This window comes from Tardiphaga sp. 37S4, assembly GCF_021044645.1.
Taxonomy (GTDB): Bacteria; Pseudomonadota; Alphaproteobacteria; order Rhizobiales; family Xanthobacteraceae; genus Tardiphaga; species Tardiphaga robiniae.
The window spans coordinates 335583-357124 of the sequence record NZ_CP088008.1 but is presented as its reverse complement, the minus strand read 5'-3'; the positions used below and the strand labels follow the sequence as shown (position 1 = coordinate 357124).

The following is a 21542-nucleotide window of genomic DNA, read 5'->3' as shown; positions in this document are numbered from 1 at the left end:
TGCTTCGTTCTGTAAGTATAGTTCCGTCTCGTGACGAATTGTTACGTGATGACCTTTCATCGGTGAATTGTTCATGTCCGATACGCTTAGTTCTCTCAGCACATCCGGATTGACGCCGACAAGGCAGATCCAGGTTTGGTCAGATGCGCTGACCGATCTGTGCGGGCGTTTTGACATCGATCCGCTGGAAGCATCCACATTCGATGCGCTGATCAGCTGCACATCGGTTTCGCGGCTGAAATTGTGTCACATCGAGGCGAGCCAGCATCGAATCGGCCACGCAGCCCCGCGAATTCGGCAAAGCGACCATCCATACGTAAAGATCGTGTTCCAAACTTATGGCGTTTCGCATTTCGAACAGGACAGTCGCCGGATCGATATCGGGCCTGGCGATTGCCTCGTCTATGATGTGTCGTGCCCGCATACCATCGTCAGCCCGGCCTTTACACGCCATGACGTCGTGATCGTGCCCAAGGAGCTGCTGCATGAGCGCGGCCTCGGTGCAGGAAATCTGGCCGCTTGCAAACTGTCGGCGCGCGCCGGCACCGGGCGCATCGCACACGAATTTGTACAGGCCGCCTTCCACGAAGCGACCAGACTATCGCCAAACAGTGCCATCGGTGTTGCCGATTCACTGATTGATCTGTTGCTGTTGCCGTTGCGGGAAGTCGACATGACGCTCGATCGCGTCGGGCCGGAAGCCATGTATGTCCGCGCGCAGGGTTTCATTCGGGAACACTTGCGGGACCCCGAGCTCAGCATCGATCAGATTTCGTCTGCACTGCACTGCACCAAACGTTATCTGCATATGCTGTTCAGCGACCGCGGGATAACCGTCAGCGACTATATCTGGCAGGCGCGGCTGCAGAATTGCCGGCAGGAACTGGAAGCGCAGAACGGAAAGACGATCACGGACGTCGCATTTTCCTGGGGCTTCTCAAGTTCCTCGCATTTCAGTCGCGTGTTCCGGAAATATTTTGGCGTGGCTCCATCCGCGATACACAAAGCGCATCACGGCCATCAGCGGCCTGCTCTCACCGAGGAAGTGTAGTTAAACTTCGGTTGCCTGCACATTTTGCGCCGCAACCTGAGGAGTTAAGTTGAAAGACGTCGTCTCACTGCTTATCGTGCGGCGGCGCAATCATCGCGCAAACTCTGAGGAGACCAAGATGAGCTGGAAGACTCCGAAGATCGTGGAAGTGCAGGTCGGCATGGAAATCAACATGTACGCCTGCGCGGCCCGTAAGTGACAGATTGATCGTCTTGATCGATCTCTCCCGGCTCGCAGACTGCGGTTTGTGAGCCGGGCAGAGGCCGCTGAACCCGCGTTGCGGCTGTCAGGCGTCCTTCGTATCGAAAATCAGAAGATCTACGCCGCCATCCGCAAAATTCGCGAGGTCGCCTGCTGCAGCCTGCCCTTCCGGCGAGGCGAGGCCCAGCTTGAGCGCTGCAACCGTTTCGAAATCCAGCGCCGCGACCAGATGAATATCGCTGTCACCCGTCGGCGTTGTGACGCCCCCTGTGCTGACACCATAGTGTCTCAGCCCCGGAATCTTCTTTGCCAGCGGGATATGTACAGATTGATAGTATTTGTCGAAGGCTGCGGGCTTCTTCGGTGTTTTGTAGAGGACCAGGAGTCTCGCCATGGACATATCCTTCCCTGACTATTGGCACTAACGGCGCGCCGCATGCGTATAGCATGCCGATCCTGATGCGATGTTCAAGTCAATCGCAGGACGTCTTCGCGGCTGAGCCAATTTCGGCTAGGCTCGCGCGGTGCATTATCTCTATATATAATATATACGCCTCTCTTCGATGACAGGATTGGATGCAGGTGCAGCGCGGCGTCAGGACAGTCTACGCGGCGATTCTTGCATTCAGCACGCTGGCCGTGCCGCGCGCACAGGCCGGTGACATCGATACCGAGCATATTTTCGGCTTCATGATCGGCAGTGACGTCGGCCGGGTGGGCGAGCGGGAATTCCAGAGCGAGACGACCGGGCGATTCGGCAAATCCGGCGGTCGCTATCGCGCGGGCGAGCAAGAATTCGAACTGGAGTTCGTTCCCGCCAAGGACATTCGCATCGAGATCGGCAGCAGTTTCTCGGCCCATCGGATCACTGGCGTTCCCGGATTCGCCGATCAGCGCACGCTTGCCTGGCAGGGGGCATCGCTGGATTTCCGCTACAGATTTCTTGATCGCGAGACGGCCCCCGTCGGCATGACGCTCGCGATCGACACGCAGTTCAACGGGATCGACGAAACGAGCGCAGCGCGGGTCAGGAGCTACGGCACTGGGCTCACGCTGGCCTTCGATCGAGAGATCGTCCCTGACGTTGCCGTTGCGGCGCTCAATCTGATCTATCAGCCGGAATGGACGCGCTATGTCGATACTGGAACGCGGGAACGCGAGGCGAGCATCGGAGCGGCGCTCGGCGTCATGATGCAGGTGCGCCCCGGCATGCTTCTCGGCGGCGAAGCGCGCTATATGCGCCGATATGAAGGGATCGGCCTTGGCGAACTGGCTGGTCAGGCGCTGTTCGTCGGGCCAACCGCCTATGTCCAGCTTTCGGACCGATCACGGCTGACTGCAAGCTGGAGCACGCAAGTATGGGGCCGCTCCGAGGTGCCGGGATCGTCGCTGGATCTGGTCAGTTTTGAGCGTCACCAGGCCCGTCTGGTTTACGGGATCAATTTTTAGCCTGGAAATCGCCGAAACTTCGCGCTGACGGGCGCGTATTTCAGATGTTATCGTCCGGTGAACGATCTGGGATGCCGACATGAATATGATCAATCTGGTCCTGACAGTGTGCGCGGTAATGTCGCCAAACACCTGCGAAGAGCGAAACCTGTCGTTCACGGCGGACTTCTCGCTGCATCAATGCGCCATGGCAGCGCCGCCCTACATTGCCCAGTGGATCGGCGAACACCCGAAATGGACCGCGGTGAAGTGGCGCTGCGAATATCCGCATGGCCATGACAAGGCATGATCGTTACTTGTTGCAGTCCTGCAGGTCCTTGTCCGCAATCGAGAAGACAGCATCGGCCTTGATCTCGATATTCCTGACCAGGCATTGGCGTGCCTCGGAATAGCTGACCTTGGCGTCGTAACTGCCGGGCTCTATCCCCGTGATGCGCAGCCGCTCGTCGTGATCGACTTCCTTATCCTTGTCCGCCAGTGTCAGGTTGGCGCTCCATTGCTGCTTTCCTGCCGGGGACAGCTGGAACCCGGTAATGGTTGATGTCGTCAGGTTCCAGAGCCGAATGCCCTTGCCGGCTTTGCCCTGAGCATGAGCTTGGCTTGCCATGAGCAACAATATGACAGCCATCGATAGAGATGCGCGTGACATGTCCCCTCCATATCTGTTCGGCTTATTGAGCCGTTTCGTTTTCTTAGTATAGTTTGCCAGTCGTCTTCGCCAGCTTTGCGAGGCTCTCGTGGGACCCGATCGAATGACAGGATATCTCGTCGCGTTTGCGGCCGTTGCCGTTTTGTCGGGGGCGGCAAGGGCGGCGGAGGTCAATGACTATCCGACCTCCGCGCGCGCCGAATATGTCTTCGGCTGCATGAAAGCGAATGGCGAAACCCGGCAGTCGATCGAGCAATGTTCGTGCTCGATCGATGTCGTGGCGTCGCTGGTGCCCTACACCCGCTACATCACGGCTGAAACGGCGCTGAGCATGTCGCAGGTGCGCGGCAATCTGAGCGCCCAGTTCCGGACCTCGGAGCAGGCTAACAGCGCCATCAATGACGTCAGGCGTGCCCAGGCCGAGGCTGAAGTGCGCTGCTTCTAGCGCTATGCTCTGCATGATGCGCTGCGTTACATGCCGGAGCCATTGACCTTCCACTCATGCCTGAACTGATGTCCATCGGTGTCCTTGGCCTCGGCGCGGAACGTCTTTGCGCCATTTGAGACGTAAGTGAATCGAATATTCGGGTCTTCGGAGATCGAGATCCCGCCCTCCACCGACAGGACCGGGCTGCTGTCCTGCCAAAGCTGGAGCCGGTCGACATAGAGGGCCGGAATATAGAGTTGCGAGACCTGATCCATCTGCAAGCCGGAATTATTGGGGTGGCCGATCATGACCTGCGCCTCGCGCGTCCCACTTTTTTCCTCGTTTTGCGCTCCAGCAAACTCCCTGTAGCGCATCTGGCCCAACCGGCCCTTGGCCTCTTCGGCATTCTTCGCCGCAGGCGCAGAGCAGCCACCGGACGCCTTCACATAGGTTTGCACCACATGGAGCTTGCCGTCACTGGTCTCCGCGACGGCATGGACGTTGGTGTAATTGTTGATACGGACACGCGTTGAAATCTCCGAGACATTGGCGTCGGCCCCGAGCTTGAATTTCGCGGCCATAGGCGCCGGGTTCTGGTCGATCACCAGCGTGATCGTCACCACCCGCGGGCGCGCGTCGAATGTCGGCTTAAGGCGCAACGTCACCGGCACGATGGCGGCATCCTCCGCGCGCGTCGGCATCTCGAGTGCAATCAGGTTGCTGCCGTCTTCCATCGGTCGGCTGTCGAAAATATCCTGCACTAGCCCCGGCCATGGATCGTAAGGCTCCGGACCGGCCGCGGACACAGAATGCGGACTGAGTACGGCGCTCAGCAGGATGGCGGCACAGACGCTGCGGATTGCAAATTCCGGCATGGTACGGCCCTCGCAAGGGAAGAAGCGACGCGCTTGATACTACCCCAACCGGCAGTCATTCCCATTCAAATTGTGAGTATGCTGCAGTTGCGTTGCGGACGTTGTAGTCGTCAAAAAGCTCCCATTTGCCGCGCTCGGCTTCTGCCGCGTGTTTCGTAGCTTCCGCGATCGGTTTGCCATCGATGACGTCCTTCCGGATACCGGACGCGAGTGTTTCGAGATACCGGCGTTCAGCGGCGAGGGCTTGCGGCCAAATGCTCACCGGACCATGGCCGGGAACGACGCGTTCGGCCGGCAGCGCCGCGAGATCGTCCAGCAGCTTGAGCCACGCCTGGATGCTGCCATCGAGCACGGGAATATGGCGGAGAAAAACCAGATCTCCAGCGAACAACGTCTTCGTCGCCGTGTCGAATACCGTGACGTCGCTATCGCTATGGGCGGTGGGCCAAGCTTTCACGATAAGTGTGCGCCCGCCGAGATCGAGGACGAGCTCTCCATCGACAAGCCGGGTTGGCGGTACGATACGGACGTCATCGATCAGCGCGTCGCCCATGCTGCGCCTGAATGCGTCGAGATAATACTGCCCGCGTACGGCCAGTGCCTGCGGCAGCCTCATATGGCCGACGAACTCGGTTCCGTCAGCGACGAAGGCGGCGTTGCCGAACATATGATCGGGATGACCATGGGTGTTGATGACGTAACGAATGGGCTTGTCTGTATGTGCGCGAATGGAAGCCAGCAATTGTCGCCCTTCCCGCACGCTGCCCCCGGTGTCGATCACGGCAACCGCCCGATCGCCGATCACGACGCCGATATTGGCGACGGCGCCGTCATTGTCTGACGACATCAAGGCGATGCGCCCCTGATGCATGAAGACGCCCGGCGCGATTTCACTGATCGCCAAAGTCTGTTGTTGCGCGCGAGCAGATGCGAGCATTGCCAGCATGATGAGCGCTACATGCATCGCAAAGCGAGATGTCATTTGCATCTCCATATCACTCCGGGGCAAGCAGCGATTCTGCAATCACCCGGAAAGTGCGGCGCAACATCGGAAGCGCCCCATTGCATCTTGCACGCTTAAAACGAGAGGCCTAGGTTTTTGTCGTGTCACCCATCAAATGTGAACGGCAGGTAGCGCATGCACCACAGAGCGGAACGATCCGGAAAACGTCGCGCGCTACTGACGTCGCTCTTTGCGAGTGCGCTGTTGCTTGAGGGCCTATGCACCGCGCTTGGCCAGACTGCTGCGACCGACGATCTCTCGATCGAGCTGGTCGACCCGCAGTCGCTGCGCGTTTGCGCCGATCCGCGTAACATGCCGTTCTCGAATGAGAAGGGCGAGGGCTTGGAGAACAAGCTCGCCGAGCTGTTCGCAGCCAAACTGCAGAAGAAACTCGATTATGTTTATTTCCCGCAGGCGACGGGCTTCGTTCGCATGACTCTCGGCGCGCATCGTTGCGATGTCATCATGGGCTTCCCGCAGGGCGACGACCTCGTCCAGGGGACCAATCCCTATTACCGGACGGCCTATGCACTGGTGTCGAAGACCGGCGCCGGTCTCGATGATGTCACGACACTGGATGACGCCAGGTTGAAGAGCAAGCATATCGGCATCGTGGCGGGGACGCCGCCGGCCACCAATATGGCGGTCAACGGCCTGATGGTGAATGCGAAGCCCTATCCGTTGGTGATCGATACCCGCATTGATTCATCAGCACTGGCCATGATCAAGGATCTCACATCCGGCGATATCGACGCAGCGATCCTGTGGGGGCCTATGGCGGGCTTCTACGCCAAGAACGCCAATCCTCCGCTTCATGTCACGCCGCTGGTCAAGGAAACCACGGGCCCCCGCCTCGTCTATCGCATCGGCATGGGCGTGCGCTCCGCGGATCAGAACTGGAAGCGACAGCTCAACCGGCTGATTCAGGAAAACCAGCCGGCCATCAACAAGGTGCTGCTCGATTTCGGTGTTCCCATTCTCGATGAGAACAACCGTCCGATCGGGCCGGAGGCGGCGGCGAAGTCGCCGTGATCATGCGCTACGCCATCCTTCTCGCGATGGCACTAGTGATGGTCACGTCGGCCCAGGCGCAGGACGCCGTGCCCGAGCCCGATGACTATCGCACCGACAATTATCGCGCACCGGTGCCGGCGACGCTGAAAGGCGGACGCGTCATCACGACGAAAGACGCGGAGGCGATCTGGCGCGACAAACGCGGCGCCTTCATTGATGTCATGCCGCGTCCGCCGAAGCCGGCCAATTTGCCGCCGGAAACGGTCTGGCGCGACAAGCCGCGGCACAACATTCCGGGCAGCCTGTGGCTGCCCGACACCGGCTATGGCAGGTTGGCCGCCGAGACCGAGGCCTATCTGCAGGACGGTCTCGCGCGCGCATCGGCCGGCCGGCGAGACGCGCTTCTGGTGATCTACTGTCAGGCCAATTGCTGGATGTCCTGGAATGCGGCGAAGCGCGCGCTGTCCTATGGCTACAGTCATGTCGTCTGGTATCCGGACGGCACCGACGGTTGGGAGCTGGAGGATCTACCGCTGGCGGATGCGCAGCCTGAACCGCGGCCGCCGGCGAATTAGGGCGTGACCCCATAAACTTGGAGCGGACGGCAGACGCCCATCGCGGGGCGGCTAGCCATTGCATACGAAGAAGCCTTGGCAGAGATCGAGCTGGCTAATTCGTTCTCGGCGGCCAGCGCCGGGCCGCCAACCAGCCCGCCAGAGGCGCGCCAAAGGCCAGGCACCACATGAATTGCGCAACGAATGGAGCGACGGCGGCCATCACCGTTGCGAGCACGAGTGCAAAGACCGGAAAGACCGCGATTGCCAGCAACTCGGAATTGCGGCGACCTCGCAGCGCCAGAGCCCATAGCAGCGCGTTCAAGCTGGCAATGACTGTCAGATGGAAGCCGTAGCTTACTGCGACGACACTATCGAGCCGATACGCGCCGTAAAGTCCATTCGTCACCGGAAGCATGACAATCGACAGCAGGAAGATCAGATTGAGGAAGACTTCGCCGCGGCTGCCTTCCGGCGCGAAAGTGAGCCGCCGATGATGGCTGAGCCAAAACACGCCGGCCACGATAAAACTGATCATCAGCGCGATGACAGGTTGTGCGTAGGCACCGACAAGCTCCATCCAGGCCGGCGCTTTTGTGAACCTGCTGGCCTTCGGCAGATCGTAGGCGAGCAACGTCATCGCAACGCCGAAGATGGTGTTGCTCAACGCCTCCAATCGGCGCATTTCGAAAAGGCCGATCTGCTTCAAGCTCGCTCCCCCTCAAAGCCGCCGGACACGAGACCTGGACATGCTTTCAGCTGCTGGATTGTGGGACATGGATTGCCGGTGTGGGCAAGGTAAGAAGTCGCGACGCTTCGATGGTGATCATCAAAGCACGTTGGTCGCTGTAGGGACAGGCCGCCATGTCCGAGTTCGGTCATTCACGTCGAATTTGGCATGTCCGGGATATGTCCGCTTACGGGGTGACCGCGGAAGTACGGTCCTCCGTTCTTTGCCGGTTGAAGGCACCGGCTTAGACGTGCTTCGAGCGTCCAAACCGGAGCAATATCGGCGCGTCGCGACCTGATACGACGAACTCGCAGCCAACTATCTGGCGTTCGTCAAGCTCGTATCAATCCGGATTTGGCTACACTCAAATGAGTCCACGCCCTGCCACGCAATGTTATTCCATCTCCTGCTGGATGGTGCGGCTGAGCGCGAACAGCCGCTGGTCGATCAGCGTCGGCACCTCGCAGACGAAGGTGACGACGCGGCGTCGGTCGTCGAAGATGCGGGCTTCCCATAGCAGCTTGTTGTTGAGTTCGTCGATCTTCGCCTGATCGGGTGGTGACGCACTCTGCAGCGTCTGCAGCATGGCCGTGTCGGCGCGGACCCGGTCGGCGGCTTCGCGCTGTTTACGCGTGACGCGTTCGAGACCGGCCAGCACTGTCGCGCGCTGCGCGTTCAGACTGTCGAACAGCCCGGCGAAGATCAGTTTGCCTGACCTGGCCTTGTCCGGCGATCGCGACAGAAAATCCGTGATCGCCTTCTGCGCTTCCTCAACGGGTACGCGCCGTGTCGCCAGACGTTCGACAAGTGCGCTGACCTCCGCGTCGTCCTTCCAGGCGCTGGCGACATCGTCGATCGGCGGTCCGGCCCAGACGGCGGCCAGCGAGATTTCCGGCACTTTGGCCTGAATGCACGGCCAGTCGGGATAACGCGGATCCGCGGCCTGCGCAGTGCCCGACCAGATCAACAAGAGTGCTGTGATGATGCCGATCGCTCTGTTCATGTCTCGCCCCCGGCTGGTGCCCGGCGGGCAAGGCCGCGACCGGGATCGTAAGCAATGATTGCACCGATCATGAATACGGCGGTACAGCCCGCGACAACGGCAAGGGAGACCCAGTTGACCTTGTCATAGAGCGCGAAGCGGATCAGTTCGACCGCATGGGTGAAGGGATTGAACAGGCAGAGATAATAGAGCATCGGGCTGCCCTCCTGCACGCGCCACAAAGGATAAAGCGCGGACGACGCAAAGAACATCGGGAAGATCACGAAGTTCATGACCCCCGCAAAATTCTCCAGTTGCTTGATGCGCGACGATATCAGCATGCCCAGCGATCCCAGCATCAATCCGGACAGGATCAGTGCCGGTAGAACAGTGAGATAGCCGATGAGCGGCGGAGCGATGTCCCAGAACCATGCAATCAGGAGAAACGCATAGACCTGCAGCAGGGAGACGACGGTCCCGGCCAGCAATTTGCACACCAGCAGGAACCAGCGCGGCAGCGGGCTGACCAGAAGCGTCCGCATATTCCCCATCTCGCGGTCATAGACCATCGATAACGAGGACTGCATGCCATTGAACAGTTGGATCATCGCGATAAGGCCGGGCGCGATATAGACCTCATAGAGAATATAGGTCTCGTAAGGCGGGATGATCGAAATACCAAGCACCTGCCGAAAGCCAGCGGCGAAAATGAACAGCCAGACCAGCGGACGCACCAGAGCCGAAACGAAACGCTCGCGCTGATGCAGGAAGCGCAGCGCTTCCCGCCACAGGATGCCGTTGAGGCAGGTTAGATAATTGCCGAAACCCAGCTTGCGACGCTCATGCGCGACGAATGTCGTACTCACAATGACCTCCCGCGCCGGTCGGCCGCCTCGGTCATGCCCCGGAAAGCCATGTCGAAATTGGGCGCGCCGGTTTCGCTCAGGATCTGCGTCACGGAACCGCGTGCGAGCACATGGCCGCCATGCAGCACTACGAGATCGTCGCTGGCGGCGATCTCGTCAAACAGATGTGTTGCCCACAGCACGCCGATGCCTTGTTCGGCGACCAGCATCCGGACATGCGCAAGAATATCAGCGCGCGCCTGCACGTCGAGACCGACGGTCGCTTCGTCCAGCAACAGCAGCCGCGGCCGGTGCAGCAATGCGCGAGCGATCTCGAGGCGTCGCATCTGTCCGCCGGAGAGATCGCGCACCCGGCAGTTCACCCGGTCGGCAAGGCCGATGCGCGCGATCACCTCGTCGCCGCGCAGCCGGGCTTCACGCCGCGCGATGCCTTGCAGTGCGGCATGATAGAGCAGGTTCTGCATGACAGACAGATCGAGATCGAGCGTACGTGGCTGAAACACCACGCCAAGCAGCCGCAAGGCTTCGCTCGGCGCATCGCTGATGTCGTGGCCGAATACGCCGATCCGTCCAGTTTGAATGCCGAACAGCCGGGTGATCAGCGCAATCAGCGTACTCTTGCCCGCGCCATTGAGGCCGAGCAGTGCCGTGAAACTCGCCGGTGCGACATTGAAGGAGACATCCGACAGCGCCTGCCGACGACCATAGCAATGGCTGATGCCTGCGACCGACAGAGCGGGCGTGACCGCCGGCACGCCAATCGGCTCGGGCGCGTCGTGCGCGAGCTGTTCAGGGCGCGATGTGTCGATGGTGGTCATGGCCGTGCCATGGCGACGCCCCAGGGCAATTCGCCGACCTGAATGGTCTTGATGACCTTTTGTGCCGCGACGTCGATGACCGAGACATCGTTGGAGACGCCATTGGTGACCAGCAGATATTTCTCATCGGGAGTAAACGCCATGTGCCAGACCCGCTGGCCCACCAGCAGATACTTGATCACTTTGTGGGTCGCCGCATCGACGATGGCGATCCGATTGGCGGGGCCGAGCGCGATAAACGCGATCTTGGCATCCCGGGTCATGCCGATGCCGACCGGCTGAATGGCTTCGCGCCGCAGACCGGGAATGTTGAACTCGATCTTGTCGGTCACGACCCGCTTGGCGGGATCGATCACGGATACGGTGCCGCCGATCTCGGACGACACCCACAGCTCCGAGCCGTCGCGCTTGAATTCGGCGAAGCGCGGACGCGCGTCGACCAGGACATTCGCCACGATCTCGCGCGTCGCGGTGTCGATGAAATGCGCCATATTGGTGGTTTCGGACGTGTTGATCAGGATCTTGCCGTCAGGGCTGATCGCCATGCCTTCGGGCTCGACACCGACCTGCACGTCGCCCATGCGCACGCGTTTTTCGAGATCGATCACGGTCACCGTGTTGTCGTTCTCGTTGGCGACATAGAGAACCTTGCCGGCGGCATCCTGGGTGAACAGCTCGGGATCCGGACCGGATGGCAGCGAGTCGACCACCTTCTGGCTGGCGACGTCGATGATCTGGATGGTGTCATCGTCGCCAACCGCAACGAGTACCGATTTGCCATCGCGCGTCAGTTCAATGCCGCGCGGACGCTGACCGACCTTGATGGTCGCGGTGACGGTCCAGCTATCGGTGTCGATCACCGAAACCGTGTTGCTCTTCTCGTTCGACACATAAGCGAGAAAGGCCGATGCAGGCGCCGCTGCTGCAAGCCATGCCGCCGCGCCGCACAGCCAGACACGGCGCAGCATCTTCGATCTGTTCATCATCATTTCAGCCTGCATTTGCTTTCCGGGCGATCTATACCGAGCGTGTCGAGCTCCGAGACCTGATGCAGGAAGCCTTCCTGCGGCGAGACCGAAATCACCATGCGCCCGTCGACCAGCAGGATCGGCTGGCGTAGCTGCAGGTTCCAGTCGCGGATCGTGAGCCGCTGACCCTTGAAGCCGGCGATGGAGAAATCGGGCGACTTCAGAAACGCCAGAATGGCTTTGCCGTCGCCCGAATTCGTGCGGGACGCGGCTTCGCCGATCATGCGGGTCGCAAGCCAGGCCTGCATGTCGCGCGCTGTCATGCGGCGCGCGTTCAGTTTGGTGAAGCGGTTCTGGATCTGCACCGCGCCCCATTGATCCTGTGCAGCATGCCAACTGGTCGGCACCAGACCCGCCGATCCCGCGACCGGCCGCGGATCCCAGGTGCGATACGGCAAATAGGAGGCGAAGACTTCGCTCTCGTCGGCGGCGATCATGACGTCATAGGCCGGTGCCTGTTGTGTGAAGACCGGGATCTGGCGCTGGATCAATGTGACGCCGCTATCGGTGCGCCGCGCGCCGCCAGTGTCCTCGAAGACGCGTTCCTGCACGATCTTTGCGCCGAACCGCGCGGCGGCACGGCGATAGGCGTCGGCTTCAAGTCGATCGTCGTCATGCGAGCCGACCACGAGCAGCCAGCGTTTCCACTGCTTCCACACCAGATACTGCGCCAGCGCATCCGCCAGCATCGATCGCGTCGGCGCGATATGGATCACATTGGCCCGGCAGTCCGCCTCGCGCAGGCGGTCGTCGGCGGCACCCACATTGAACAGGATGCCGCCGCGGTCACGCACCGCGTCAGCCGCCTGCAGCAATGCATCGGGCGGCAGGTCGGCAATGATGAAGGTATTACGGCCAGCGAGATCGCGTGCGGCTCCGGCGACATCGTCACCGTCCATCACACGGACCTCGTCCAGCCCGAACTGCTGCTTCAGGAACTTGCCCGTGGTGTTGTTGTCCTCGATGGCGAGCCGCGCGCCGGCGATGCCATCGTTCTCGGACGGTAATTCGACCAGCGAAAGGGTTGCCTTGATGCCGGCCTGACCGAGATAACCAATGCTGATCATCAGCGGCTCGGCCGCCAGCGCAGACGACGTCACGGCGCAGAGACTGATCGCGCCGATCAACCACCGTATCATGTTCCCTCCGGCTACTCCTTCCCGGCTTGGCGCCGGTGAAGGGTCTCGTGCTTGAAACATGAACCAATTATCGTAGCTTGCAACCTCGGATTCTGCCGACGCGTTGCATTTTAATGATGCGAGGTCCGCGATGAGAGCCCTATCGATCACCGTGCTGTTACTGATGATGACGGCAACAGCTCACGCCGCAGCGCCTAAAGTGGCGGTGTTCAATTTCGAATGGCTGGATACGAGCCTCGAAGGCGAGGTGAAGGGACGCCGCAGCGACGAGCAGGCAAGACTGCTCCATGCTGCCGACCAGCTTCGCGAGGAGATGAAGCAATCCGGCCATTTCGAGCTGCTGGACATGTCATCGCTCAATGTTGCGGCGCAAGGCCGGAATTTGCAGGCATGCGGCGGCTGTGACGTACAACTCGCGCAGCAGATCGGTGCCGACCTCGTCATTACGGGGCTCGTACAGAAGGTCTCGAACCTGATCCTCAATATGAACATCACCCTGCGAAATGTTCACACCGGGCGGCTGGTCGCCACAATGAGCGCTGACCTGCGCGGCAACACCGACGAAAGCTGGTCGCGGGCGACGAGCTATCTGGTGCGCAACCGCCTGCTCGCTCCGAATTACGGTGCCCCGCAGCCCCAGTAACGCGAGCCGCAACTCACCCTTTGAGCCGCGCCGCGTGCCAGCGCAGATGGTCGGCCATGAAGGTCGAGATGAAATAATAGCTGTGATCGTAGCCGGGCTGATGGCGCAGCGTCAGCGGAATGCCTGCCTTGTCGCAAGCGCTCTGCAGCAGTTCAGGCCGCAATTGTTCGGTCAGAAAATTGTCGGCGTCGCCCTGATCGACCAGCAATTCGGGGAATCGCGCGCCGTCCTCGATCAGGGCAACCGCATCGTGCTTTCGCCAAGCCACTTTGTCGTCGCCGAGATAGCCGCCCAGCGCCTTGATCCCCCACGGCACCTGCGACGGCGCCACGATCGGAGCGAAAGCGCTGGCCGCGCGGTAGCGATCGGGATGACGCAGCGCAATGGTCAGCGCGCCATGCCCGCCCATGGAATGGCCGAGGATCGACTGACGACTGCTATCGATCGGGAATTGATCGGCCACGAGCTGCGGCAGCTCCTCGGTCACATAACTCCACATGCGATAGTTGCGTGCATACGGCTCCTGGGTGGCATCGACATAGAAGCCGGCGCCCAGCCCGAAGTCATAGGCATTGTCGGCGTCACCGGGAACATCGGCACCGCGCGGGCTGGTGTCCGGCGCAATGAAGATCAGCCCCAGTTCGGCGCATGCGGCGCGAAACTCGCCCTTTTCAGTGACATTGGCGTGGGTGCAGGTGAGACCCGAGAGATACCAGACCACGGGCAGCCTGGCGCCGTCTTGATGCGGCGGCACATAGACCGAAAATGTCATGTCAGTTCCGGTCGCGCGACTGGCGTGTTTGTAGACGCCCTGTGTGCCGCCATATGATCGATTGAGCGAAACTGTCTGCATGGTCATGACTTTACAGGTTGGATGCGGCAGCGATGCGACATCGCCGAAACAAGTGATGTCTGGTCAGGAACGCCCGGTCAGGCGATGCCACGCTCGATGGCGAAACGCACCAGTTCGACCGAGCTGCGGACGCCGAGCTTCTGCCGCATGAGTGACGATGTATTGGCCACCGTCTTGTAGGAGGCGTGAACCATCCATGCAATCTCGGCGAGGCTCTTGCCGGCACCGAGCAGTCGCAGGATCTCCATCTCGCGCGAATTCAGCTTCGACAGCGGACTTTGCGTCAGCGCAGGCCCGGCAAAAGCAAGGCTTCGCGCCATCGCCGGTGGGAGATACACGCCGCCGCGCGCGACCTCATAGACGGCCTCCAGCAGATCGTGTGGGTCGCCGGTCTTGGAGACATAGCCCTTGGCGCCGCTCTCGATCGCGCGGGCCGCGAAGATCGGGTCGTCATTCATGCTGAACATGATGATGCGCATCGTGTCGTCGCGCAGCAGGATGCGCCGCGCCAGTTCATATCCGGACACGGTCGGCAGATTGATGTCGATGATGCAGATATCGGGGTCTCCGGTCAGGAAAACCTGCTCCCCACTGGCGGCATCGGAGGCTTCCAGCAGTTCGATCTCCGGATCGTCCGCGAACACCGCGCGGCAGCCCGATGTGACGATGGGGTGATCATCGACGATCAGAACGCGCATGGGTTAACCCCGTAAACTCTGTCGGCAAGAAACTCTGTCAGCAAGTCTCGGCCTGCTCCTCGATTGCTGCGCTGCATCAGCCGCGCGCCTTTGGAGCGACATGATTGACAATCGAAGGTCGCCTCGATCCGATATGATCGCCGTCGAATTTCGCTGTCAAGTTCATAGTCGCGGCATGCAGGCGAGATGCGAGTGAAAGCATGGTCATGTGGCAGAATCTTTCGCTGCGCGCGCGGATCAATCTCCTGGTAGCGCTCGTACTCGCTCTTGGCCTGGTCGCCAATGTCGTGCGGCTCGCACTGGAAGCTGGCCCGCGCGTCCAGGCCGAGGACCAGAGCGTTATCCGGCTGACGCGTGAAGTTATCGAAAGTATTGGAACTGGCCTGAGCGAAGCGCAGGATCCGAATGCGCGGCTCGATAAAATTGTCGCCGATCTCAATCGATTGCGACATGTCAGCATCGTCAGGCAAAGCGATGGGAACATGCCGTCCCCGAAGAGTGACGGTCAGGATCGGAGCGACGGTGCAGGCTCTCCACCATCGTGGTTCGTGTCCTTGATCCATCCCGAGCGGATATCGGAGTCGGCATCGGTGATGGTTGGCGAGAAGCGGCAGACGCTGCTGATCACCTCGCATCCCGATGACGAGATGCGGGAGATATGGGACGGCATCGTCACCCAGCTCGCAGTCAGCCTGATCGTTGCAATGGTGCTGTTCGTCGTCACGAGTCTCGTCGTTCGGCGGGCGCTCGCGCCGCTCGTTGCATTGTCGCAGGCTATGGTCGATATCGAAGCCGGGAACTATCAGGCGCGCGTCGCCCCCGCGGGAGCACCGGAACTCGCCGCACTCTGCATCCGGCTCAATCATCTCGCTGCCACATTGGGCGATGTGCTCGAGGACCGGCGGCGTCTGGCCCAACGGGCCGTCTCGCTGCAGGATATCGAGCGCAGGGATATCGCACGCGAACTGCATGATGAGTTCGGGCCGTATCTGTTCGCCCTGCGCGCCCATGCAGGCGCAGTGATGCGTCTCGCCGATCACGATCCATCGGGCACAGGTGCCTTGTCGAGGCACGGCACTGCCATTCTGGCGCAGGTCGATGTCCTGCAGCAGTTCAATCGCCGCATTCTCGAGCGGTTGCGGCCGGTCGGGCTGACGGATCTCGGTCTGTCCGGTGCCATTACGGTCTTGCTGCGTCTCTGGCGCGAATCCCATCCGGAGGTCGTGATCGAGAGCCTGGTATCGCCGACGCTTGCTCCCCTTGGTGAGGTCGCCGAGCTCACTGCTTATCGTGTCGTTCAGGAGGCACTCACCAATGTGTTCCGCCACGCGCAAGCCTCCGCCGTGAGCGTGATCATCGAACCGGTGATGGGGGCAGCGGCGAAGCCTGAATATGACAATGTACTGGTCCGCGTGCGTGACAATGGCCGCGGCCTCGACCCTGATCGCAATGGCGGCTTTGGTCTGGTCGGCATGAGAGAGCGGGTCTGGGCCCTGGGCGGGACGCTCGCGGTCAGATCTGACGTGGACGGTGTGACTGTCGAGGCTATCATTCCCGTGACGGAGCCGCTGCCAAATCCGCCTGTTACGCGCGATCGGGAATTTGTCCCGACTTTATCGGGAAAATAACTGAGACGGATTTCGACATTTGCAGATAGCGCAGCCTCTCACACTCGCTAGTATCACGCTACCGAACGGTGCCATCAGAGCGCCGACGCGGAATGGGGTGAAACAGATGCGCGTAAGAGTGCTGGTCGTGGCTTCGCTGTCGACGGGTTTTCTACCGGTTTCCGAAACGGCTTTTGCGCAAAGTCCACCTGGAGAGCCGCAGGTGCTGCCTCCGGTCGTGGTGTCCGCCCCTGCCACCGCCAGCAAACGCGGCCCCCGGCGTCAGACCACCCAGCGGGTCGCCGAGCGGCCGCGTACGGTCTACGTCTATCCGACCACGCCGACGTCGCGTTCCGGCATCGACGTCGACAAGGTCACGGCGAGTATCAATTATGTCGATGCCCGTGCGATCGAACGTGCCAATTCCCTGAACGTCACGGATGCCCTGCAGCAACAAGTGCCCGGCATTCTGATCAATGAAGTCGCGGGCAATCCCTTCCAGCCCGATCTGCAATTTCGCGGCTTCGTGGCGTCGCCGGTGGCCGGTACGCCGCAGGGGCTCGCGGTCTATCAGAATGGCGTGCGTATCAACGAAGCCTTCGGCGACACCGTCAATTGGGACCTGATCCCGACCGCGGCAATCCGCTCGGTCAGCGTGGTCACCAACAATCCCGCCTTCGGCCTCAACGCGCTGGGCGGCGCGGTCAACATCCAGATGAAAGACGGCTTCAACTATCAGGGAGCCGAGCTCAGCACGATGGGCGGCTCGTTCGGCCGCATCCAGGGCTCGGCGCAGTGGGGCAAGCAGGTCGAGGGATTCGCCGTCTATGGCGCGCTCGAAGGCCTGCATGACAAGGGCTTCCGCAACTTCGCGACATCGGACGTCCGACGCTTTTATGGCGATGTGGGCTACCGCAGCGACAGCAGCGAGCTTCACCTCAATATGGGCGTCGCCAACAACAAGTTTGGCGCCTCGGCGACCGTTCCGGTCGAACTGCTGCAGCAGAATTATGGCGCCACCTATACGACGCCGCAGACCTCGAATAACCGCGTCGGCTATCTCAATTTCACTGGCAAGGTCGAGGCCACGCCGACCTGGACGGTGGAGGCGGCGGCGCATCTTCGCTTCTTCCGGAACAAGACCCAGGATGGCAATCCAACCGGCACCCAGCCCTGCGAAGATCCGACCCTCTTGTGCTTCGGCGATGACGACACGCCGGCCAACGGCCTCAACGGCGCGCAAATTGCCAATCCCTTCGCGCCCGGCGCGGTTCTTGGCGAGAATGATCGCACCTCGACGCGCTCGACCACGGTGGGCGGCTCCCTGCAGGCGACCAATACCGATCAGCTGTTCGGCCATAACAACCGCTTTGTCGTCGGCGCCAGCTATTCGTCCAGCGCCAGTCACTTCACGGCCAGCGCCGAACTCGGCACGATCGGCCCGGATTACATCGTCACCGGCAGCGGGATTTCCCTCGGTCAGTCCGGCGATCCGATCGCGATCGGCCCGGTGTCGCTGCGGACCACCAATCGATATGGCGGCATTTACGCGCTCGACACCTTCGATGTGACGAATGCCTTTTCGATCACCGGCGGCGGTCGCTTCAACACGGCGCAGATCGTGCTCGAGGATCAGATCGGCACCGCGCTCAACGGTGACCACACTTTCAATCGTTTCAATCCGATCATCGGCGGTACCTACAAGATCACGCCTGAACTGACCGCCTATGCCGGCTATTCGGAAGCCAACCGCGCGCCGACCCCGCTGGAACTCGGCTGCGCCGACCCCGCCAATCCCTGCATCGTCGGTGCCTTCCTGATCTCCGATCCGCCGCTCAAGCAGGTGGTTTCGCATACGATAGAAGCTGGCCTGCGTGGCACGAAGGAGCTGAATGCGGGCACGCTGGGCTGGAAGCTCGGCGCCTTCCGCACCACCAACACCGATGACATTCTCGCGATCCCAAGCCCGGTGCTGCAAGGCTATGGCTATTTCCAGAATGTCGGCTCGACGCGCCGCCAGGGCATCGAGGCGGAAGTCACATTGCGCGCGCCGACCCTGCAGCTCTATGCCAGCTATGCCTTCGTCGATGCGCGCTTCCTTGATCCGCTCGCGATCGGATCGAACAGCCCGTTCAAGGATGACGACGGCAACGTCCAGATCCTGCCCGGCAACCAGATCCCGGCGATCCCGCGTCACCGCGTCAAGGCCGGGTTCGACTATGCACTGACTGACGCTTTCAAGGTCGGGGCTGATGCGCTGTTCGTCAGCAGCCAGTATTTCGTCGGTGACGATTCCAACCAGGCACCGAAACTTGAAGCCTATACCGTGTTCAATGCCCACGCGTCGTACCAGATCGACAAATCCGTGCAGGTCTTCGCCCGCGTCGACAACATCCTCGACCGACGCTATTCGACATACGGGACTTTCTTCGAGACCGACTCGGTGCCGAATTTTGCCAATGGCGGCGCCCAGTTCACGGACGCACGTTCGGTCAGCCCGGCGCGGCCGCGTGCCTTCTATGCCGGTGTGAAGGTCAGGTTCTGACGGGCGTGGGCGATCAGGTCCGCGTCCAGTAGCGATAGCCGAGCCACCCGAGCAGGAGTGCGCTGGCGAGCCACAACACGATGATGGCGATCATGCCCGATCTGCTGGTCGGGCGTTCTGCAGCTTCGCGCGCCTTGATCCGGTACTCGGCCATCACCTCGCCCGGGACCAGCGCCACCACGAGCCAGACACCCAGCGGCACGATGATCAGGTCGTCGAGATAGCCAAGGACCGGCACGAAATCCGGAATGAGATCGATCGGCGACAGCGCATAGGCGGCGACAGCGATCGCGAGAACTTTCGCAAACCACGGCACCCGCGGATCGCGCGCGGCGAGATAGACGGCATGCGTGTCCGTCTTGATGTGTCGTGCCCAGCTTTTGATCCGCGTCAACATGAATGCCTCGTATCGCACAAGTCAGCTTCAGAATAGCCATTGATATTGCAGCAGAAGTTGGCGGATCTCGCCTCCCCCTGCGAAGGGTCGAATCTTCCCGCCCTAGCCACAGCGGGCCCCGGATGCGCCCTTTGGCGTGTTGAGGAGCCGCCCGTTTCGTGGGAAGACGGCGGAAAGCTGAAAAAGTGTACCCAAAGAATTTCTGGGAGCGAGATGCCATGACCTACCGAGCACCGATCAACGACATGCTGCTGGCCCTGAATCACGGCGCCGGCCTGCAGGCGGCCCTGAAAGCCGGCCATTACGGCGATTTCGACGCCGATATGACCGCTGCCGTGCTCGAAGAGGCCGGCCGCTTTGCCAGTGACGTTCTGGCGCCGCTCAATACCGTGGGCGACAAGAACGGTATCAAGCTCGCGGATAATAAAGTCACCACCGCCCCCGGCTGGCCCGATGCCTATGCGCGCTGGACTGCCGCCGGCTGGAACGGCGTCTCTGGCCCCGAAGCTTTCGGCGGCCAGGGCCTGCCGCTGGCGATCAATGCCGCCTGCACCGAAATCTGGAGCGCGTCGAACATCGCCTTCGGCCTTTGCCCGCTGCTGACACTGTCGGCCATCGAGGCGCTCGACGCCCATGGCAGCGACGAGCTGAAAAAGATCTATCTGGAAAAGCTGGTCACCGGCGAATGGACCGGCACCATGCAGCTCACCGAGCCGCAGGCCGGCTCCGATGTCGGCGCGCTGCGCTCGCGTGCCGAGCGTCAGGCCGATGGCAGCTATCGCATCTCCGGCACCAAGATCTTCATCACCTATGGCGATCACGACATGACCGACAACATCGTGCATTTCGTGCTTGCGCGATTGCCCGATGCCCCCGCCGGTACCAAGGGCATCTCGCTATTCCTGATCCCGAAATTTCTCGTCAATGCCGATGGCTCGCTCGGTGAACGCAACGACATCCATGCCTCCGGCGTCGAGCACAAGCTCGGCATGCACGCCTCCCCCACCTGCACCATGACCATGGGCGACAAGGGCGGCGCGGTTGGCTACCTCATCGGCGAGGAAAATCGCGGCATGCTCTGCATGTTCACGATGATGAACCAGGCCCGGCTCGGCGTCGGGCTTGAAGGCGTCGGCATTGCCGACCGCGCCTATCAGCAGGCACTGGCCTTCGCGCAGGAGCGTAAACAAGGCCGCGGCATCGGCAGCAAGACTGCGGGCATGGACCCGATCATCGTGCATCCCGACGTCAAGCGCATGCTGATGCAGATGCGCTCGCTCACCGCCGCCGCGCGGACCATCTGCTACGCCACCGCCGTGGCGCTCGACATCGCCGCACGTTCGCCCGACGCCAAGGTGCGCACCGAAGCGGCCGCGCGCGGCGCATTGCTGACACCGATCGCCAAGGCCTTCTCCACCGATATTGGCAATGAAGTGACGTCACTGGGCGTACAGATCCATGGCGGCATGGGCTTCATCGAGGAGACCGGCGCGGCACAGCACTATCGCGATGCGCGCATCACGGCGATCTACGAAGGCACCAACGGTATCCAGTCGATCGATCTCGTCACGCGCAAACTCGCGGCGTCAGACGGCGAATCCGTCTGGGCGCTGCTCGATGAACTCAGCGGCATCGTGTCGCGCGTCGAGGCCTCCAACGATCCCGGTTTCGGCACCACCGGCGCAAAACTCCGCGACGCGCTCGGCTCGCTGGAGCGTTCAAGCAAGTGGCTGCTGGAGAAGCTGGCCTCGGCACCGAACGACGCGCTCTCCGGCGCCACGCCCTATCTGCGGCTGTTCGGCTCCGCGCTCGGCGGCTGCATGCTGGCCAATGAAGCCCTTGCCGCACGCGACGGCGACGCTGCACGCTATGTGACAGTTGCGCGGTTCTTCGCCGAGAATGTTGCGGTGCAGGCTGGTTCGCTTGAACGCACCGTGATGGACTCCAGTGAATCCGTGATGTCGGCCGACGCCGTTTTGCTGGCATAAACCGTCGCCCGCCATATCGGCCGCA

24 protein-coding genes are annotated in these 21542 nt (G+C 61.3%); 11 read left to right on the top strand and 13 right to left on the bottom strand.

What is annotated here, in order from left to right; genetic code table 11:
* The first annotated feature begins 73 nt into the window (after positions 1-73).
* Together LPB73_RS01700 and pqqA are read left to right on the top strand one after the other, a co-directional pair.
* Complete coding sequence (locus LPB73_RS01700; RefSeq protein WP_170849575.1) at positions 74-1051, top strand: helix-turn-helix domain-containing protein; 978 nt, start codon at positions 74-76, stop codon at positions 1049-1051.
* Between the two features lie 118 nt (positions 1052-1169).
* Complete coding sequence (gene pqqA / locus LPB73_RS01695) at positions 1170-1250, top strand: pyrroloquinoline quinone precursor peptide PqqA (RefSeq protein WP_081421972.1); 81 nt, start codon at positions 1170-1172, stop codon at positions 1248-1250.
* Positions 1251-1337: 87 nt separating this feature from the next.
* On the opposite strand, the gene LPB73_RS01690 is transcribed toward pqqA, so the two are convergent.
* A complete protein-coding gene (locus tag LPB73_RS01690; RefSeq protein ID WP_231079394.1) occupies positions 1338-1646 on the bottom strand; it encodes an EthD family reductase in 309 nt (102 codons plus the stop codon).
* A 182-nt stretch (positions 1647-1828) separates the two neighbouring features.
* On the opposite strand from LPB73_RS01690, the gene LPB73_RS01685 reads away from it, so the two are divergent.
* Positions 1829-2701, top strand: coding sequence for a hypothetical protein (locus tag LPB73_RS01685; RefSeq protein ID WP_231079393.1), 873 nt, complete (start codon positions 1829-1831; stop codon positions 2699-2701).
* Positions 2702-2780: 79 nt separating this feature from the next.
* On the top strand, positions 2781-2990 hold the full coding sequence (locus LPB73_RS01680; RefSeq protein ID WP_231079392.1) for a hypothetical protein: 210 nt from the start codon (positions 2781-2783) through the stop codon (positions 2988-2990).
* Between the two features lie 3 nt (positions 2991-2993).
* Here LPB73_RS01680 and LPB73_RS01675 read toward each other — a convergent pair whose 3' ends face one another.
* Positions 2994-3350, bottom strand: a complete 357-nt coding sequence (locus LPB73_RS01675; protein ID WP_231079391.1) for a hypothetical protein — start codon at positions 3348-3350, stop codon at positions 2994-2996.
* Between the two features lie 103 nt (positions 3351-3453).
* Here LPB73_RS01675 and LPB73_RS01670 point away from each other — a divergent pair, with 103 nt between their 5' ends.
* The gene (locus LPB73_RS01670) at positions 3454-3795 is read left to right on the top strand and encodes a hypothetical protein (RefSeq protein WP_231079390.1); all 342 of its coding nucleotides are present in this window, start codon (positions 3454-3456) and stop codon (positions 3793-3795) included.
* 26 nt (positions 3796-3821) lie between these two features.
* Here the strand turns inward: LPB73_RS01670 and LPB73_RS01665 are convergent, their stop codons facing one another.
* Positions 3822-4652, bottom strand: a complete 831-nt coding sequence (locus tag LPB73_RS01665; protein WP_231079389.1) for a quinoprotein dehydrogenase-associated SoxYZ-like carrier — start codon at positions 4650-4652, stop codon at positions 3822-3824.
* A 55-nt stretch (positions 4653-4707) separates the two neighbouring features.
* A complete protein-coding gene (locus LPB73_RS01660; RefSeq protein WP_231079388.1) occupies positions 4708-5634 on the bottom strand; it encodes a quinoprotein relay system zinc metallohydrolase 2 in 927 nt (308 codons plus the stop codon).
* A gap of 156 nt (positions 5635-5790) precedes the next feature.
* Between LPB73_RS01660 and LPB73_RS01655 the strand changes: the two genes are divergently transcribed.
* Entirely contained in the window at positions 5791-6687 is an 897-nt protein-coding gene (locus LPB73_RS01655) for a substrate-binding domain-containing protein (RefSeq protein WP_231079387.1), read from the top strand.
* 2 nt (positions 6688-6689) lie between these two features.
* Positions 6690-7244, top strand: a complete 555-nt coding sequence (locus tag LPB73_RS01650; RefSeq protein WP_231079386.1) for a PQQ-dependent catabolism-associated CXXCW motif protein — start codon at positions 6690-6692, stop codon at positions 7242-7244.
* 94 nt (positions 7245-7338) lie between these two features.
* Here LPB73_RS01650 and LPB73_RS01645 read toward each other — a convergent pair whose 3' ends face one another.
* The 6 genes from LPB73_RS01645 to LPB73_RS01620 all read right to left on the bottom strand — a co-directional run bounded on the left by LPB73_RS01645 (position 7339) and on the right by LPB73_RS01620 (position 12786).
* Positions 7339-7908 carry a TMEM175 family protein gene (locus LPB73_RS01645; protein WP_231081033.1) on the bottom strand — a complete coding sequence of 190 codons (570 nt, stop codon included), beginning with the start codon at positions 7906-7908 and terminating at the stop codon, positions 7339-7341.
* A 439-nt stretch (positions 7909-8347) separates the two neighbouring features.
* Positions 8348-8956: a hypothetical protein gene (locus LPB73_RS01640; RefSeq protein ID WP_231079385.1), complete on the bottom strand. Its 609-nt coding sequence runs from the start codon at positions 8954-8956 to the stop codon at positions 8348-8350.
* The gene (locus LPB73_RS01635; RefSeq protein ID WP_231079384.1) at positions 8953-9801 is read right to left on the bottom strand and encodes an ABC transporter permease; all 849 of its coding nucleotides are present in this window, start codon (positions 9799-9801) and stop codon (positions 8953-8955) included. The genes LPB73_RS01640 and LPB73_RS01635 overlap by 4 nt, the downstream gene beginning before the upstream one ends.
* Positions 9798-10619 carry an ATP-binding cassette domain-containing protein gene (locus tag LPB73_RS01630; RefSeq protein WP_231079383.1) on the bottom strand — a complete coding sequence of 274 codons (822 nt, stop codon included), beginning with the start codon at positions 10617-10619 and terminating at the stop codon, positions 9798-9800. Before LPB73_RS01630 ends, LPB73_RS01635 begins: the two co-directional genes overlap by 4 nt.
* Positions 10616-11602: a YVTN family beta-propeller repeat protein gene (locus tag LPB73_RS01625; RefSeq protein WP_231079382.1), complete on the bottom strand. Its 987-nt coding sequence runs from the start codon at positions 11600-11602 to the stop codon at positions 10616-10618. Before LPB73_RS01625 ends, LPB73_RS01630 begins: the two co-directional genes overlap by 4 nt.
* A gap of 2 nt (positions 11603-11604) precedes the next feature.
* The gene (locus LPB73_RS01620; protein WP_231079381.1) at positions 11605-12786 is read right to left on the bottom strand and encodes an ABC transporter substrate-binding protein; all 1182 of its coding nucleotides are present in this window, start codon (positions 12784-12786) and stop codon (positions 11605-11607) included.
* 130 nt (positions 12787-12916) lie between these two features.
* Between LPB73_RS01620 and LPB73_RS01615 the strand changes: the two genes are divergently transcribed.
* Positions 12917-13429, top strand: coding sequence for a DUF3280 domain-containing protein (locus LPB73_RS01615; RefSeq protein WP_414716847.1), 513 nt, complete (start codon positions 12917-12919; stop codon positions 13427-13429).
* 13 nt (positions 13430-13442) lie between these two features.
* On the opposite strand, the gene fghA is transcribed toward LPB73_RS01615, so the two are convergent.
* Entirely contained in the window at positions 13443-14288 is an 846-nt protein-coding gene (gene fghA, locus LPB73_RS01610; RefSeq protein WP_231079380.1) for an S-formylglutathione hydrolase, read from the bottom strand.
* A 71-nt stretch (positions 14289-14359) separates the two neighbouring features.
* Positions 14360-14980 carry a response regulator transcription factor gene (locus LPB73_RS01605; RefSeq protein WP_068734560.1) on the bottom strand — a complete coding sequence of 207 codons (621 nt, stop codon included), beginning with the start codon at positions 14978-14980 and terminating at the stop codon, positions 14360-14362.
* A 206-nt stretch (positions 14981-15186) separates the two neighbouring features.
* Here LPB73_RS01605 and LPB73_RS01600 point away from each other — a divergent pair, with 206 nt between their 5' ends.
* Both LPB73_RS01600 and LPB73_RS01595 read left to right on the top strand, forming a co-directional pair.
* Positions 15187-16608 carry a histidine kinase gene (locus LPB73_RS01600; protein WP_231079379.1) on the top strand — a complete coding sequence of 474 codons (1422 nt, stop codon included), beginning with the start codon at positions 15187-15189 and terminating at the stop codon, positions 16606-16608.
* 106 nt (positions 16609-16714) lie between these two features.
* Positions 16715-19132: a TonB-dependent receptor gene (locus tag LPB73_RS01595; RefSeq protein WP_231079378.1), complete on the top strand. Its 2418-nt coding sequence runs from the start codon at positions 16715-16717 to the stop codon at positions 19130-19132.
* A gap of 13 nt (positions 19133-19145) precedes the next feature.
* Here LPB73_RS01595 and LPB73_RS01590 read toward each other — a convergent pair whose 3' ends face one another.
* Entirely contained in the window at positions 19146-19529 is a 384-nt protein-coding gene (locus tag LPB73_RS01590; RefSeq protein WP_231079377.1) for a YkvA family protein, read from the bottom strand.
* Between the two features lie 218 nt (positions 19530-19747).
* On the opposite strand from LPB73_RS01590, the gene LPB73_RS01585 reads away from it, so the two are divergent.
* On the top strand, positions 19748-21517 hold the full coding sequence (locus LPB73_RS01585; RefSeq protein WP_231079376.1) for an acyl-CoA dehydrogenase: 1770 nt from the start codon (positions 19748-19750) through the stop codon (positions 21515-21517).
* The last annotated feature ends 25 nt before the right edge of the window (positions 21518-21542 follow it).

Excerpts from the sequence above, each read along its gene's own strand:
- LPB73_RS01700 (WP_170849575.1), top strand. The coding sequence starts at position 74 with ATGTCCGATACGCTTAGTTCTCTCAGCACATCCGGATTGACGCCGACA.
- pqqA (WP_081421972.1), top strand. The coding sequence starts at position 1,170 with ATGAGCTGGAAGACTCCGAAGATCGTGGAAGTGCAGGTCGGCATGGAA.
- LPB73_RS01690 (WP_231079394.1), bottom strand. The coding sequence starts at position 1,646 with ATGGCGAGACTCCTGGTCCTCTACAAAACACCGAAGAAGCCCGCAGCC.
- LPB73_RS01685 (WP_231079393.1), top strand. The coding sequence starts at position 1,829 with ATGCAGGTGCAGCGCGGCGTCAGGACAGTCTACGCGGCGATTCTTGCA.
- LPB73_RS01680 (WP_231079392.1), top strand. The coding sequence starts at position 2,781 with ATGAATATGATCAATCTGGTCCTGACAGTGTGCGCGGTAATGTCGCCA.
- LPB73_RS01675 (WP_231079391.1), bottom strand. The coding sequence starts at position 3,350 with ATGTCACGCGCATCTCTATCGATGGCTGTCATATTGTTGCTCATGGCA.
- LPB73_RS01670 (WP_231079390.1), top strand. The coding sequence starts at position 3,454 with ATGACAGGATATCTCGTCGCGTTTGCGGCCGTTGCCGTTTTGTCGGGG.
- LPB73_RS01665 (WP_231079389.1), bottom strand. The coding sequence starts at position 4,652 with ATGCCGGAATTTGCAATCCGCAGCGTCTGTGCCGCCATCCTGCTGAGC.
- LPB73_RS01660 (WP_231079388.1), bottom strand. The coding sequence starts at position 5,634 with ATGACATCTCGCTTTGCGATGCATGTAGCGCTCATCATGCTGGCAATG.
- LPB73_RS01655 (WP_231079387.1), top strand. The coding sequence starts at position 5,791 with ATGCACCACAGAGCGGAACGATCCGGAAAACGTCGCGCGCTACTGACG.
- LPB73_RS01650 (WP_231079386.1), top strand. The coding sequence starts at position 6,690 with ATGCGCTACGCCATCCTTCTCGCGATGGCACTAGTGATGGTCACGTCG.
- LPB73_RS01645 (WP_231081033.1), bottom strand. The coding sequence starts at position 7,908 with ATGCGCCGATTGGAGGCGTTGAGCAACACCATCTTCGGCGTTGCGATG.
- LPB73_RS01640 (WP_231079385.1), bottom strand. The coding sequence starts at position 8,956 with ATGAACAGAGCGATCGGCATCATCACAGCACTCTTGTTGATCTGGTCG.
- LPB73_RS01630 (WP_231079383.1), bottom strand. The coding sequence starts at position 10,619 with ATGACCACCATCGACACATCGCGCCCTGAACAGCTCGCGCACGACGCG.
- LPB73_RS01625 (WP_231079382.1), bottom strand. The coding sequence starts at position 11,602 with ATGAACAGATCGAAGATGCTGCGCCGTGTCTGGCTGTGCGGCGCGGCG.
- LPB73_RS01620 (WP_231079381.1), bottom strand. The coding sequence starts at position 12,786 with ATGATACGGTGGTTGATCGGCGCGATCAGTCTCTGCGCCGTGACGTCG.
- LPB73_RS01615 (WP_414716847.1), top strand. The coding sequence starts at position 12,917 with ATGAGAGCCCTATCGATCACCGTGCTGTTACTGATGATGACGGCAACA.
- fghA (WP_231079380.1), bottom strand. The coding sequence starts at position 14,288 with ATGACCATGCAGACAGTTTCGCTCAATCGATCATATGGCGGCACACAG.
- LPB73_RS01605 (WP_068734560.1), bottom strand. The coding sequence starts at position 14,980 with ATGCGCGTTCTGATCGTCGATGATCACCCCATCGTCACATCGGGCTGC.
- LPB73_RS01600 (WP_231079379.1), top strand. The coding sequence starts at position 15,187 with ATGTGGCAGAATCTTTCGCTGCGCGCGCGGATCAATCTCCTGGTAGCG.
- LPB73_RS01595 (WP_231079378.1), top strand. The coding sequence starts at position 16,715 with ATGCGCGTAAGAGTGCTGGTCGTGGCTTCGCTGTCGACGGGTTTTCTA.
- LPB73_RS01590 (WP_231079377.1), bottom strand. The coding sequence starts at position 19,529 with ATGTTGACGCGGATCAAAAGCTGGGCACGACACATCAAGACGGACACG.
- LPB73_RS01585 (WP_231079376.1), top strand. The coding sequence starts at position 19,748 with ATGACCTACCGAGCACCGATCAACGACATGCTGCTGGCCCTGAATCAC.